The sequence below is a fragment of the Pararhodonellum marinum genome, from assembly GCF_015354735.1.
Lineage (GTDB): Bacteria > Bacteroidota > Bacteroidia > Cytophagales > Cyclobacteriaceae > Pararhodonellum > Pararhodonellum marinum.
The window spans coordinates 81,932-97,337 of record NZ_JACEFJ010000008.1; the positions used below are offsets into that span (position 1 = coordinate 81,932).

Sequence of the window (15,406 nt, forward strand, 5' to 3'; positions counted from 1 at the left end):
TCTGGAAAAAACCACTGATTTTGAAGGCTTCAGAAGAAATTGATTATCCCTATTTTCATCAAAGTGAATCATTATATCTCAGGGTTTTCTTAATTTTTGGGTTATTGTTCGCAGGGTTGTTTATTTCTTCAATTGCACTTTTTTGTTTGAAAAAGTGGAATAAGCTTTTTCTTGTTTTTGTCTTGACTATGCTGTGTATTCTAGCTCTTATGATCAATGGGGCCATTAAATAATTTGAAACTAAAATCTGACTTTATTATTTGATCATAGATATAGTCTGATATGTACTGCTTATCGTAATTTAAGTGTTAACTTAATCAAAATGGAAATAAGAAATAATACAGTAGTTGGTTTAACCTACGAGTTAAAGATCAGTAAAGAGGAGGACGGGGTCGCCTCTGCCCCTTTCAGCGTTGAAATAAGAGATGGGGAGGATCCGTTTTATTTTTTGTACGGAAATAGTGGCCTGCCAGAAAAATTTGAAGAACTGTTGAAGGGGAAAGTAAAAGGGGAAGCATTTAATTTTACCATTCTACTGGAGGAGGCTTATGGGCCTACTGATGATGAAATGGTCATGCGTATCGGGAAAGATCAATTTTCTGAGGAGCGCGGCTTTACAGAAGAAATGTTGGTAGAGGGAAACTTCTTGCCTTTAGTGGATGAGCAGGGAAATCCTATGCAAGCAAAAGTCCTTAATGTGATGGAATCAGAAATTTTATTGGATTTTAACCATCCTTTGGTTGGATTCGATTTACATTTTGAAGGAGAGATTTACGAAGTAAGGGCAGCTACTGAATCAGAAATCGAACATGGACACGTTCATGGGGAAGATGACACACACTGATCAAAATTAAAATTGCCTGAGTTTATCTCCCATGTATTGGGCTACTGCTTTTTCTGAACACACATTTTCCCACCAATCCACAGTTCGCAGGTGATAATCCTGCAACATTGGTTTATCAGATAAGAGTTTTTTGGCCTTACTCAAACCTTCTTTCCAATTGTCCACTTGAATAATGGGAGAATCTGTATAAAACTCCTTTTCAGGTAGCTTATCAGAAATGATGACACATCCTGCCCGCATGGCCTCAATATGTCTAAAACATTCTGGTCTGGAAAACCCACTTGGTGCTAAAACGATCTTGCTTTCAGCGAGAACTTTACCATATTCTTGTTGGTCAAGTCCTGTTTTAAATCCGTTATTGAATACAATCAAGGAATCTTTAAAATAATCACTAAAGTCTTTCTTTATACTCAATAAAAATTGTCTAAACTGTTCCGTAGGGTATCCCTTTTTGGGCATAAAATATCTCAAAGCGGAAAAACTTCTGTAAAGGTCTAATCTGTTTCTATTGAGGTCTCCACTGAAAAAAACATTTAATGGTCTTTCATGGATAGGCGTAATGGGAAACGCCGGCACATCATTGACATAACCCAATGGGACCGGAACAACATTGTCTGACTCATAGGAATCCCGCATATGGGTTTTGAAAACCAAAAAATATTCATCTGATAGGTAGCTTGGATCATGCCCAGTCGAATCAGCGATGTAATATAACACTTTCTTTTTCCCGGATTTATGCGCAATGCTCTGCGGAAGCTGGTCAAATTCGGAATGGGCAAAAACAAAGAATTCGTAATTTTCAAAATCCACGCCCAAGTATTGTTTGAGTTCTTCAAACAACTTTTCCACATACTGAGACTCATTGAGACTTTCGTAACCATAGATGGAGTTACGATCATACATCACATTGTTTAGGGTTAGGGTACTCATAAAAAAATAATTTACATAAGTGTTGTTGTAATTGTCAATCAGCAAGATAAATAAAATTTAGATAATAAAAAATATTTACAGATTACTAAACTAATAGTAAAAAATAATTATAGTAATGTTTTATTGTACAAATAGATAATTTTTTTTACTAACTCTGCTTAGAATTATCAATCATTTGAATTAAAATTAATTCCTTTCTGATTTTTTCTATCCTAATATAGTCTAATTTAAACTATAAAAAGGTAAATTGGATTAACGCTTCTAAGATTTAGTATCAATTATTGATCCAAAATTTAATTCAAAGTTTTTTAAAACCAATTTCAAAGATTTGAATCTTATCGATCGTTGTTAAAATTCGTCATTCGGATGGTGAGTAAAGCGAATTAATAACCTGAAAGGACGAAAATTGTTTTAAATGTGCTTCAGAAATAAATCAAATTGGAGGGATCATACTTCAAAAATATATGTTGCCCAATCTCAAAAGCCCGCTTTTTATCTTCAACTTTCCAGCTTTCGCCACTGGATAACAAAACAGTCAATTGATTATAATGAATCAGATATTGTCTATCCGTGATTTTAGCTTTAATTCCTTTGGTTCTAAATAATTCTATGTCAGATGGTCTGATGTAAGCATGAGATTCATTGGGTATCTTATTGAGATGGCTAAATAATTTAGCCGCATAAATGCTTTTGGGTTTTCTAAATATTTCCTCTGCCTTTCCCATTTGTATAATTTTACCTTTTTGAAGAATGCATAACTCATCAGACATCTGTAAAGCATCATCAAGATCATGGGTCACAAACAATACGGTGATTTTCAGATCCTCCAACAGCTCCTTTAGTTCCGATATCAATTCCCTTCTCTGAATGGTGTCTAAACTACTGAATGGCTCATCCAATAATAAAACTTCTGGTTCTAAGCTTAAGGCTCTACCTATGGCTACCTTTTGCTGCTGACCACCTGAAAGTTGCTTTGGCAATTTTTTGCGATGGGTCTTTAAAGTGAGCAAATCCAAAAGATACTCAACCCTTGACTTTCTATAGGATTTTTCATATTGCAATAAGGGTCTCGAAATGTTTTCCTCAACTGTAGAATTCGGGTAGAGACGGTATTCTTGGTGAACGAGCTGAATTTCATCATATCCTGGCACCAATTTTTCTTCCGGATTCTGAATTTTCAAATCGCCAAAATGAACGGTTCCGTGATCTTGAACTTCTAGTCCTGCCACAATTCGGAGTAAAGTACTTTTACCTGAACCACTTTCACCTACAATGGAAAGCACAGTTCCTCTTTGAATATTTAAACTAAATCCAACTAGGGCTTTTTCTCGATCCGAATAGGTCTTAGAAATATTTTGAATTCGAAGAATGTTCATAGGTTGATTTGATCCCTAATCTTGGCTGGAAGACTTGAAAAAATCAAGTCATAGGAATGATCAACCAATTCTAAAATAAGTTTATCGGGTACAGATCCATCAAATGGCACCGTATTCCAGTGTTTTTTATTCATGTGGTAACCGGGTTGAATGCCTGCATACTCTTCCCTCAGGTTAACCGCTCTTTCCGGTTCACATTTCAGGTTGACACTTTCAAACAATTCAATATCAATAATGGCAAATATTTTCCCTCCAACCTTAAAACACAGGGTGTTTGCATCAAAAGGAGTATCTTCTGATGCATTTGCTTTGGAAAGACAATACTGACGAAAAAAAGTGATGGTCATTATCTGACATTTGATTTAAGTCAATCTTTTTATTACCCATATAATAACAGCTCCCAAGAAAATTAAAATAGAAATCTTGTTGATTCCATGCATCATCCTGAGATTGAAATTGCTTTTTTGATTGGGGTCAGGTTTTCCGAAAACCCGAAAAAAATATCTCCCCACTTCTCCCAATTGAAAAAATTCCTTTAATCTGTTGTTGTTTTTATCTGACATGAGTTTTCAATTTTCAAGTTCGAATGCCTGGAGCTGTTGGTCAGCGATTACCTAACACAATTCACCAACTTCCGGTTCTAACCACTGTCCATCATCTTTGATGATTTGTATCAATTCATCTACAGCCTTTTCAGATGGCACCGACCTTTTTACCACTTCTTTTCCTTTATACAGCGTGATTTTACCTTTACCTGACCCAACGTATCCATAGTCAGCGTCCGCCATTTCTCCAGGCCCGTTTACTATACAGCCCATGATTCCAATTTTTACTCCTTTGAGGTGATCTGTCCTTTTCCTGATCATGGCCGTAGTTTCTTGTAGGTCGAATAAGGTCCTGCCGCAGGAAGGACAGGAGATGTATTCTGTTTTGGACATCCTTGTCCTTGCTGCTTGAAGTACCCCAAAACTCACGGAATTGTTTAATTTTATCTGATCGACTATCGCGGACCTGTCTTCATGTTTTTGATTTTTAAGTCCAAGCATGATTCCTTCTCCTAAACCGTCAATCAACAATCCTCCAACATCAGTCCCAGCATACAGCATGGTCAAATCTGTCGATTGATTGGGATAATTTACTTTGACAACTACAGGGAAAAAGACTTTATTTTCGATCAAAGCGATAAAGGCTCTTCGTAAGGCAGCGAGGTTGTGAGGGTTATCACTTTCCAATATCAAAACCAAATTAAGTGCAGGCCTTTCCATGATAAATGGCAGGAGTTCTTCTATCTCCAAGTCTTTTACTCCTAGAAAGTTCAATTCAGGATGAAAACTTTCTGCCCTTTGAATGGTGGACCAGTTATAATACGGGAATTTGTTCTTCCTATCATCGCCATTGTGCCAAATGGCATGGTTTTGAATCTCCTTCATCCCGTTGGGAAGCATAAATGGAATGGGAAAATCTCCAGAATAAACATAATCACATCCCAGATCATTCATCTTCCATTTATCCAGTTCAGGAAGGTAAAAATGTCCTACTGCCTTCATCTCTTTTTCCTGAACGGCCTCCAAATGAGAAATGTCAGCAATAACCCTAGGCACATTGCTTCCTCCGAAATTACCCACCTCCTGACTTTTTCTTTTTTGGTATTCAAAAGGATTTAGAGGGTAAATGTTAAGCCCTTTGATGGGTGGATGATTTTCTCTACCCAGATATCGATCGATCAAAGCTTTGGCAACCGGAGATTCCAATTCTGGGTCCTCAGTCAGTGAAACCCTTACTGTATCTCCTAAGCCATCTTCTAACAGTGTTCCAATGCCCACCGCTGATTTGATTCTACCATCCTCTCCATCACCAGCCTCCGTCACTCCTAAGTGAAGAGGGTAGGGTTTAAAGTTGCCTTCATTCAATTTCTGAACCAACAACCGGTAGGCCTGTACCATCACTTGGGTATTGGAGGCCTTCATACTAATGACAATATCAAAATAATGCTCCTCCTCGCATATCCTTAAAAACTCCAGTGCAGACTCTACCATACCTAGCGGGGTATCACCATATCGGCTCATGATGCGATCTGATAGTGACCCATGGTTGGTCCCGATCCGCATGGCTGTACCATGCGCTTTACATATTTTCACCAAGGGTAAAAAACGATCCCTAATTCTTTCCAGTTCTTCCTGATATCCCTGATCTGTATAATTGATTACTTCAAATTTTTTCTTATCCGCATAATTTCCCGGATTGATTCTTACTTTCTCCACAATCTTAGCCGCCACTTCAGCCGCATTGGGCGTGAAATGGATGTCAGCCACCAAAGGAGTTGCGTAACCCATTTCCCGTAAGCCTGATTTGATCTTGCGAAGGTTTTCGGCCTCTTTGATACTCGGGGCGGTGATTCTGAGCAATTGACATCCACTTTCGATCATCCGGATGCATTGTTGTATCGAACCTTGGGTATCCATAGTATCGACGGTGGTCATAGATTGGACTACAATGGGATGATCACCCCCTATATACACATCTCCTACTTTGACCGGAATGGTTTTCCTTCTGGAGTAGCGAGTCAAACTGTCGCAGTAGTTGCTTATTTGTGATAAAGTTTTCAATTGCATGATTCGATTTATAAATCTCCTAATTGCGGTCTGATCACTACTTCCTCAACAACAGAATAAGGAGAAAGGTTATAGGCTCCCCAAACTGTTTCGGCAACATCTTCAGATTTCATGAACCTTTCAACTGGAATATCCACACCCTCCCAACTTGAAGTATAGGTTGCACCTGGCAGGATGGAAGTTACCTTAATATTATATTCCAGTAGTTCCTGTCTAAGGCATTTGGTCAATCCCAACATGGCCCATTTTGAAATGGCATAACTTCCTCCATTGGCATAGGCTGTCAATCCGGCAATAGAGCCAATGGTAAATATATGGCCTTGTTTTCTGGTTATCATGGCTGGGGTAAAGGCTCTAGTGAGATAATAAGCTGAAAAAAGATTGGTATGCATCATTAGTTCAAAATTGCCTTCAGGTTCGCTGTGTATGGATCCTGGTAAGAAAGTACCTGTATTGTTTACTAAAACGTCTGGAATAGTTGTTTTCTTTACCATGTCAGCAAATGCTATCACCTGTTTTTTGTCTGAAAGATCTGCCTGAAAAGCTGTAACGCTAATCCCGGGGAACTTTTCTGCTAATTCCTCCTTGATTGTTTCCAGATCACTGTTGTTTCTAGAGCAAGTAGCTATATCAAAACCTTCTTTTGCAAAACGGTAAATTATAGCCTTACCTATTCCTTTGGTCCCTCCAGTCACCAGTATGCTCTTAGACATTTGTTCGTGTTTTAATAGTTAGTATGACAACTAATTAAGTCCAACAAAGTTACATTTTTTCTTTTAAAACAATGCAGATACTTGCATTCTTCCGGTATGAATGACTCTGTCGAGTCCTTGAGAATTTCTCCCCTCATAAACCATGTTCAGTTGCAGCCCCTCCCCAATCTTTTGAAGCCAATTGAGACTCCATAGAAAATTATTACCCAAAGTGAGCGCTTGGAGCATTTCATATCCTGTAGGTGAATTTACATTGCCATTATAACTGATGTAAGTATAATTCAAGTTTCCATTCAGGGTGGTTTTGATGGCCTTTGCATACCGCATATCAAAACCGACTTGATGAAGCCTCGACACCTCTTCCAACTCTGAATTAGCCAGATTAATTTTATGGGTAAAATGGTAGGTAGAAGTAGCTCTGAATACGGAAGAGGGTTGCCAGGATAATTCCGGTCCCATGCCATTCTGCCGAATCCAATAATTCCGGTTGTCCAAAAAATCAGAAGCTGAAATTCTTGATCCTTGATTTAAAAGAAACCGGAAGTTAAGGTTTGAATTGAAATTAAACCTTGTGTTCAAGCGCCAATCCTGGTGAATCAAATCCTCAAAACCACCAGAGAGCAGTTGTTTGTTTTGGCTATCAAAGTAGGACATGTCAAAACCATACTTCGCTGAAGCTCGATTAAAAAAGAAAGTAGATCTGAACACTTGTCTGACGGATATGAGGTCCTCATCCCCTATGCCTGAAGTAAACGGACTTATTCTACTCCAAAAATCATTCGCCGTGATTTTTTTCTCCACATTCCAACTTGTATTGTTGGAGAACCTTTGCAAGAACTTTTTTAATCCTCCATTTTCCCTCCAGTCATCTGGAAACTTTGCATTTAGGCGGTAATTGAACAAGGTGGTATAAGCCTGAATGTAAACATCGGTTGGAACAAACACTTTGATGAAGTTTTTCTCCTCCGGATTGATGGCCAGATAAAATTCATTGAGTTGTTGAATGCCATCGTTGTTGTCATCTCGCCACGTGTGAGTGCCCTCGCCAGTAGGAACAGGTAGAAAAACAAACTCCCTTCTCAACTCCCTCCCATTTGCAATGGCATAGCTCAGTTCATTTCGGAAATTATTGTTCATCAAATTACCCAGATAATCCAATCGGCCCATGATGGTTGTTTCATCCTGAAGATCCTTTTCTATGAAAGATAACTTTCTAAAGGTAAAGGTGCCTTTTACATCGTGCTTCCCCATTACTTTTTGAAGGCCATAATTAGTGGTAAAGGCTCTTGTATCCGGCATCATCTCACCATTGATCGGAAACTGATCCTCTCTCCAAGTAGCATCCGCAAAAAATGAATAGGGTAACGTATCGTTGGATTTCAGGAAAAACTGGTGCGCCACAAAATTCATGGCCGTGCTAACCACGCTGTCCCGTTCCTGATTACGGACTTCATTTTGATCAATTTCCAAAAAATACCCTGGGATGAAAATCTTTGACCTGTATTTGACTTCTCCGGAATACCTCAACCATTTTGAGTTGAAATCACTCACATCAGAATTCAAAACAAAAACATCGTTTTTGATGAAAAATCTGGACCCTAAATTCTGATTCCACTTTGCCCTCTGCTGGGTTCCATTTAAAACATTCCCCCTGTTTCGAAAATTAAAGTGATAGGACAGAAGGTTATCTATGTTTTTGACGGCCTCAAATCCAGCTACCAAGATCCTTTCTGACCCAGGTTGTTCCAATTGTCCTTGGTCTAGACTCCAATCCCTATCAAATTCTATGTAACGTAGCCGGTCAATAAATGAAAAGGAAGCGGAGTTGTACTCCATTTCTATCATGCTTTTGATTCTGTAGGATTTCAAAATGGACAGTTGCCGGTTTTCTGATTGTATTCCGGATTTGATTGCCAATCCGGTATTGTTCTCATTTCCAATTTCAGAAAAAAGATTTTGATCTTGGTTCGATAGGGCTACTTCTGTGTACACTTGTTCATAGGGACTCAATTTGATCCTTGTTCCGGCTGTGATCATTTGCTTCTTATTTGGCGCCGGTAAGGCCGAAAGTATGGAATAATTTCCTTGTGAATTGCCTCCAACAGGTGGGACGAATTCATACACAGTGCCATTGGCCAATTGTTGCCGCCTGATATAATCTCCCTTCCCCTGTCCTACTTCCGTAAAGCCAATCACAAAATGGGCCAACTCCCTATCAGTAGAATACGCATAATATTGAAGGGTCTCCCCGGAAGGAAGAACATCTAAGACCCTCTTATACATGATCCTGTTTGGGTCAAAAGCTATGCTGTCTACCCGTGGCACTGCGGCATTTTCAACATCATTGCCTACACTAGCCAACAACTGTTTATCTGCATCTGAAAATTCAAAAAACAGGGGCCTGTTTCGATTGTCCTGTTCTCGGTAATAGTTGATGTAAAAGCTTACCTTGTCTGTTTCCTGAATATGGTTGGCAGTCAGAATCGACCGGGTAAAGTTGCGCTCTGAAAATTCATAATCAATCCTCACCCGAGAATATTGGGTGATGATTACATTGGTTGTAAATGTGATTTCACCCTGATTGTAATCAATGACATAATCATAATTGAACCCTCGTTTTAATTGCCTCCCATCCAAAAAAACCCTTTCTGAATTCGCCATAACGATGACAAATCGCTCATTTTGTGGCCCCCTGATCCGGTAGGGGCCTAACACGCCCTCCAAAATTTCCAGTTGTACGGATGCAAATCTTCCCTTGGCCACTGAAGCGCCTGCTTGCGTTGAAGCCCGCCATTTGCTATTCATCTGATAATCTGAGGTGAATTGCAGTCCTTGGACATTTTTGTAATATCTCAGAAATTCTGACCGCCTTTGTTGGAGGACAATATCGCCTGCTGCCAGGTTAAATTTGTCATTGTAAAGCTCTATCAACACATTATCAAAATCCTGTATTTGCTGGGTGTTGCCCTCAGGCTGGAAAGGGACATTTTGATCTGTGATACTGGCTCGGATATGTAGGTTGTCGGCCAATTGGCCGTCCATTTGCAGGTTGAGGGAAGAATTGACAAATACGTTCTGTGCATTGCCAAAGGATATCCCTCGGGTAAGATTTCCTGATTTATTGAGGTTAGAACTAGGGAATATTTCTTCTCTAAAATCAAATACCTCTGTGGCTTTTACCCGGTTGTCCTTGAATACCGCATTGGAGTCATAATCCACCATCAGAGACCTTTTGGCATATACACTGTGAAAACGATATGGTAACCTTTGGTAGCAGAACTGCAAAGAATCTGGAGGATCAGTTGCATCATTACTTTCCAAACGGATTTTGCCGGAATTAATGTCATAAGTAAAGGCCCTCCCCTTCCCATTTTTATCCAATACGCGGATAGAGCTCTCCAATACCGATAGGGAATCCAGATAAAATTCACCTTGGGTCTGCTCAAAAGACAACCATTTACAGTCAAGCTCTTGACCATCCGCAAAAAAGAATACCCCTGAAATCAAATAGGTGACTAAGAAAAAAGACCTCAGATTAAGCATGTCCAGCACAAAATTCCGTCTCTAAGGTAATAAAAATGCTCAAAATCAACTCATTAATTTTAAAATTGGGAAAACCAGAAAAAAAGAAGTTCCCTTTCCAACCTCAGTTTCAAACCAAATCCTTCCTGAAGCTGTCTCTACTCCTCGCTTTGCAATGGCCAATCCAAGACCCGATCCTTCAGATTTGGTGCTGAAATTGGGAGTGAAGATCTTATCCCGCAAATCCAATGAAATGCCCACACCATTGTCCTTAATCTCTAATTGTGCTACTTCCTTTTTTTCATCTAAGGTAAGTATCGCTTCTATATTGGCAGATTTTCCGGATTTCACAGCTTGGATCCCATTGATGATCAAGTTTGAAATGATCCTACTGAACAATTTGGCGTCACCCAAAACATATACATCCTGATCTACTTGATCTTTAAACACCACCTGCCCTTTGGGATGATTTCTAAATAGTTCTACAGCATCTTTGATGACCATTTTGAAATCAATGCTTTCATTTTTTGGCAAAGGCATTTTAGCGAAGGTGGAAAATGAAGTTGCAATATCGCTCAAGGTATCTACTTGTAGAATTAGGGTTTCAACTGGCTTTTTCAACTTACTCGGGTCTTCCAGCTTACCCTCTGACTGTAGCCTCAAAAGATGCTGCAAGGTGAGTTTCATGGGTGTAAGTGGATTCTTGATTTCATGGGCCACTTGCTTGGCCATTTCCCGCCAGGCCGATTCCTTTTCATTGCTGGCAAGCACCTTCTTGCTCGCTTCTAATTTGAAAAGCATGTTGTTATATTCATCTATGAGCAAGCCAATTTCATCTTTGGTAGGCCAATACATCGGCTCATTGTTATCCAGATTGGTGGTTTTCAATTTCTGCATCAGTAGCTTAAAAGGAAAAGTCAACCGCTTAGACACAAAGTACGACACCACCAGAAATAGAATAAAGATGAGTACAAAAATATTAAGGATATTGCTGAACACATCTGCGATCAGAAGCTTAAGTTCTTCCTCTGATTCAAAAAACGGGATGGCTATCACACCCAAAATCTCTTGTTTATCTGAATCTCTTACTGCCAGATAGACAGTTTTGTAATTCAAATTGCCTACCTTTTCGTTGAGTAACAATCGGTTGTTTTGGGTTTCCAAAATTCCCGCATAGGCCTCAGGGTTGAGGTTGGTACTTAGAATTTTCTTTTCAAAAATATTGGGTTGATTGGTCGCAATGAGGTAGCCATTTGGGGCATAGATGTTGACATCAGTAGCTGTGGTAGCAGCTAATGTATAAACTTCGGTGAGTACCTCATCTTTTCCCATAAGACCCCTGCTTTGTTGATCCAAAAAAGGATTTAAATTATCTCTGATGGTCTCGGCCTTTTCAAAGTATCTATTGTGTAATTCTTCCCTGTAGGAATTACTGATCAAGCCCCCGGCAATGACACTGATGATAAGCATGGGCAGAAAAAAAGCAAAATTCAAATAGAGCTGCAATTTTGTTGCATAATTGAACTGAACCTTATCAACACCCCGAAGAAGGGTATAGATCAGCATAGATATCAGTGTGAAGAAAAGATAGGTAACAAAAAACAAAGCCACATCCGCCAATACATAAGCTGTAGGATACTCTTTGGACGATACCAATAGAATTTTATTCTGATCTTTGACACCAAAATGATGGTATTGGTTCAGGATTACACCCTGAAAAAACAGGTTGGGATTATCCAAAAGTTGACTCACTTCTGGACTTCTATAATTGAAAACGCCAATGGCATATTCCAGACTTTCATTTCTAAACAGGGCATAATCATAGGCAAAAGGTTGAAAATCGGCTATGTAATTTGCGTCCAAAAGAAGTTTTGGGAAAATGCTGGATGGCTGGATCCTCAGTTGCCTTAACTCCAGGTAAATGGTCCCGATGTATTTCTGATCACGGTACAAATTGGTAAAGGCATAAAAATTATTTGAGATTCCCTCATCCCCTCCTTTGATGAAATACAGATTTTTTATACTGGTTGCCAAATCACTTTTCATGTATTTCATCCTAAGGTCCATCAATTTGTCTTCAGCGTTTCTAGTAATGACTTCTTCGCCAGCTGCATTGAAAACCTTGACATCCAGTTCGTACTGGTCAAAATAGTTGGGAATATAAATTTTCTTTATTTTTTGAACTATAGGCTCTTTTTGCTGTAGGGGTTCAGTAAGGCTGCTTTTAATAAAAATATCCTCACTTATTTTATCCATGATGTCTCCCAAGAGAAATTCGGCCATCACATCATTTTCCAAAAGAATTTGGTTGGCAAATTTTTCTTTGGACTGAATGGTTTTTACACGGATATTTTGGTATGAGGCTGCACCGGTGATAATAGCACCCATCAAACATCCAAAGAAAAAAGTCAGGAAAGTATTGAAGCCTAATTTGAAAATATTGTGATAGAGCTTTAATGAAACTATTGCCAACAACAATATGATGTGAGCTAAAAAAACCACAAAATAAATCCTATCCCAGTAGGCCAAAAATCCCAGTAGAGGAATACTTGCACCAAGCATATACCATATGATGCTTCGCTGGGGATAAGGGCATTCATAAAGCACTAAATTCAATGCAACAATAGTAAACAGCAGGTATCCAGCCCCGCCCAAAAATATAATGACCATGCTGATGAGCATCAGGTAATCAAAACCAGTTATGGCCAGTATATTCAAATCCCATTGGGAGTTGTTGACAATATTGAGGTACAAGTTGAAAAAAAGGAGCAACAAGGCAGTTGACAATAAAAATGTCGCAAGGATAAATATCCAATCTGGATGATTACCCTTTAATCGTAAGAAATTAAACAAGAATTTTTTCCTCCCAAAAATTCCCACGATCATGGATATGATCACCACCGAGCAAATCACATTGAGCATCAGATCACCCAAACTGGAGTTGAAATAGGAAGAAGCGTAATACGAAGGGTCAAATAAGGCCCCTCCCAGAAAATCCTGAGGAAAATTAAAAAAAATCATGATGGCTCTTAGGCTGAACAAAAACAGAGTAGTATAAAAAAGTGCCAGAAGACTTTTCCCCTTTTTCCATATTTTGATGACAAAATCTCCCCCCAAGATCAGGACCAATGCCAAGATGGAAAAGAAAAAAATCAAAAATGCTGGAACAGAGGTTTGGCCAACAGGTTGGTAACCCGTATGGAAAAAAATTGAAAACAGGTATTCATCATCCTGACTGTACAGTGGCACATAATTATCCAATTGCTCCTCAGAGAGTGAAAATCGTTCATTACCGAATAATTCCCGGTTATGCCCTTGATTTAAAAATTCATTTTGAATCTCAACCTTGTCGAGCAAGGTGATGACCTGCAGCAGGTAATATCCTTGTTGATTCCGATTGAACCTCCTTAATTTGGCAAAATAAATACCCTTTTGATTTTCTACAAGTTGGAACGTAGCATCCAGATTGATTGCACCAAATTCTGGGATCATGGTAATATCGGACCAATATACCAAATCACCCACCGTGTTATAAAGATAAAATTCATGGTTTGTGGATAGGTTGAGGCTTGTAAAACTAATCGCCTCCTCTGGACGATTCTCCATCAAAACCTGTATATAATCCTGATCAAAATCCCTTATAATACCTTGGAGCTTTTTTTCAATGGGCAGCGCATAATCACGGTCGGAAATTTCCTTCTTCGCAAAAAAATTAATCGCAAGAATAACACCCAGTAGCGCAATGGAAAAGATGAGAACGAGCCGCCTTTTTTTCAACATAATAGGAATAAAAGTAAAAAAGCAAAGCTTGATTACCAACTTTGCTTTTTATTATTATTTCTGATCCAAAGAAATGGAAAACGGTTTCTTTTTGCGGCTGTTCCGGTACCATAGAAATCCAATTACTGCGGCCAATAGATAAGGCATAACCAATAAATAAAGAATTCCTAGATTCAAACCTGAGGCTACACTCGTATCCCCGTTGCTCACATTGTTTTCTACAGTTGCCCTACACATGGCACACTGTGCCCAGACTTGCTGTGCCCCAATCCATACGAAACAAAAAAGAAACAAAACAAATGATTTTAGCTTCATAATTGATGTAACGATCTTCAGTTAAAATTGGTTTAAAATTGATAGTAAGGACTGATCATCAGATAAACAATAACTCCCGTAACGGTCACATATAGCCAGATAGGATAGGCAAAGCGGACCATTTTTTTGTGCTTAACATACTTTCCTGTAAAACCATAATAGTAAGCCAATAAGATCGGAAAGAGGGCAACAATGGCCAATAGGATATGGGAAATAAGAAAAAAATAATAAATACTTCTTACCATACCTTCACCCCCATAAGTAGTACTGGGTGCCGATGCATGATAGATGACATAGGAAACCAAGAATATGGCTCCCAAACCTATGGCCACGGTCATGCTTGCTCTATGTTGGACTATTTTCCCCTGCTTGATAAAAATCAATCCTGCAATTAAGGCAAGCGTAGCAGCTGTATTAATGATCGCATTCAGATGGGGTAAAAAATAGACCCAAGATCCCAAGCCTTCAATCTTAGAAGGCATAAACAAAAGTATAGCGACCAAAACAGGTACTGCAATGGATATGACCACCACACCTACAAATACCTTTGATTCGTTTTTCAATATCGATGTACTACCCTTTTCCATAAAGCAATATCTTTGTTTCCAATATCAATAAGTCAACATCCTCCCTATTTGTCCCGCTGTAATACCCTCTGATTCTTCCCTTTTCATCTATCAAGGCGAATTTATCACTATGGACAAAATCCTCCGGTATCCCCTTTCCATCCAATGTGGGCAAGATAAAACCGCAGCGGGCTAAATCATAAACTTCATCTTTGGGCCCATTAAGGAAAAACCATTTGCCCTTTTTTGCTTCGTGTCTGTCTGCATACGCAGCAAGCACTTCGGGTGAATCGTACTCAGGATCTATAGAAATGGAGAAAATCTGAACTTCTTCCCTTTCTCTAAAAGCGTCTTGCACCCTGTTCATTTCATTGGACATGATAGGACAAATGCTCGGACAGCTGGTAAAAAAGAAATCAACAATAGTGATTTTTCCTTCCATATCTTCCCTTCCTATTCGGCTGCTGTCCTGGGAAACAAATGTAAATTCTGGGATGAAATGTTGGGCACTATCAGGATATTGACAGTCTCCAAAAGGATCTTCTACCCCTGTTTCATACAAAACAGGGATTTCATATTCATTGGTGCCAAAATTGCGCAAGAATAAAATAATCAAGATCGGTATCATCAAGATACAAACCAATACCATCCCCTGCAATAACCTAATTCCCTTCATGTCCGTTAATTTTTCTAACTCCTAATTCTTTTATCATAAGGTAAGTTTCCTTGAGGGATAAACAAAAAAGTA

At 39.0% G+C, this 15,406-nt stretch carries 12 protein-coding genes; 1 reads left to right on the forward strand and 11 read right to left on the reverse strand.

The window, feature by feature from the left end; translation table 11 throughout:
• The first annotated feature begins 322 nt into the window (after positions 1-322).
• Positions 323-844, forward strand: coding sequence for an FKBP-type peptidyl-prolyl cis-trans isomerase (locus H1A14_RS14950; protein WP_194777085.1), 522 nt, complete (start codon positions 323-325; stop codon positions 842-844).
• Positions 845-850: 6 nt separating this feature from the next.
• On the opposite strand, the gene H1A14_RS14955 is transcribed toward H1A14_RS14950, so the two are convergent.
• The 11 genes from H1A14_RS14955 to H1A14_RS15000 all read right to left on the reverse strand — a co-directional run bounded on the left by H1A14_RS14955 (position 851) and on the right by H1A14_RS15000 (position 15,334).
• Positions 851-1,774: a hypothetical protein gene (locus H1A14_RS14955; RefSeq protein WP_194777086.1), complete on the reverse strand. Its 924-nt coding sequence runs from the start codon at positions 1,772-1,774 to the stop codon at positions 851-853.
• 422 nt (positions 1,775-2,196) lie between these two features.
• Positions 2,197-3,150 (reverse strand): ABC transporter ATP-binding protein, encoded by a 954-nt coding sequence (locus tag H1A14_RS14960; RefSeq protein WP_194777087.1) that lies wholly within the window; start codon positions 3,148-3,150, stop codon positions 2,197-2,199.
• Entirely contained in the window at positions 3,147-3,497 is a 351-nt protein-coding gene (locus tag H1A14_RS14965) for an MmcQ/YjbR family DNA-binding protein (RefSeq protein WP_194777088.1), read from the reverse strand. The genes H1A14_RS14960 and H1A14_RS14965 overlap by 4 nt, the downstream gene beginning before the upstream one ends.
• A gap of 15 nt (positions 3,498-3,512) precedes the next feature.
• Positions 3,513-3,713, reverse strand: coding sequence for a DUF6728 family protein (locus H1A14_RS23205; protein ID WP_228527801.1), 201 nt, complete (start codon positions 3,711-3,713; stop codon positions 3,513-3,515).
• Between the two features lie 51 nt (positions 3,714-3,764).
• Positions 3,765-5,762, reverse strand: a complete 1,998-nt coding sequence (gene ispG / locus H1A14_RS14970) for a (E)-4-hydroxy-3-methylbut-2-enyl-diphosphate synthase (RefSeq protein WP_194777089.1) — start codon at positions 5,760-5,762, stop codon at positions 3,765-3,767.
• Positions 5,763-5,770: 8 nt separating this feature from the next.
• Positions 5,771-6,475, reverse strand: coding sequence for an SDR family oxidoreductase (locus H1A14_RS14975; RefSeq protein WP_194777090.1), 705 nt, complete (start codon positions 6,473-6,475; stop codon positions 5,771-5,773).
• Between the two features lie 63 nt (positions 6,476-6,538).
• On the reverse strand, positions 6,539-10,018 hold the full coding sequence (locus H1A14_RS14980; protein ID WP_228527802.1) for a hypothetical protein: 3,480 nt from the start codon (positions 10,016-10,018) through the stop codon (positions 6,539-6,541).
• A 45-nt stretch (positions 10,019-10,063) separates the two neighbouring features.
• A complete protein-coding gene (locus H1A14_RS14985) occupies positions 10,064-13,777 on the reverse strand; it encodes a sensor histidine kinase (protein WP_194777091.1) in 3,714 nt (1,237 codons plus the stop codon).
• A gap of 54 nt (positions 13,778-13,831) precedes the next feature.
• Entirely contained in the window at positions 13,832-14,092 is a 261-nt protein-coding gene (locus H1A14_RS14990) for a hypothetical protein (protein ID WP_194777092.1), read from the reverse strand.
• A 32-nt stretch (positions 14,093-14,124) separates the two neighbouring features.
• Positions 14,125-14,679 carry a DUF420 domain-containing protein gene (locus H1A14_RS14995; protein ID WP_194777093.1) on the reverse strand — a complete coding sequence of 185 codons (555 nt, stop codon included), beginning with the start codon at positions 14,677-14,679 and terminating at the stop codon, positions 14,125-14,127.
• A complete protein-coding gene (locus H1A14_RS15000) occupies positions 14,666-15,334 on the reverse strand; it encodes an SCO family protein (protein WP_194777094.1) in 669 nt (222 codons plus the stop codon). The genes H1A14_RS14995 and H1A14_RS15000 overlap by 14 nt, the downstream gene beginning before the upstream one ends.
• Positions 15,335-15,406 lie beyond the last annotated feature (72 nt).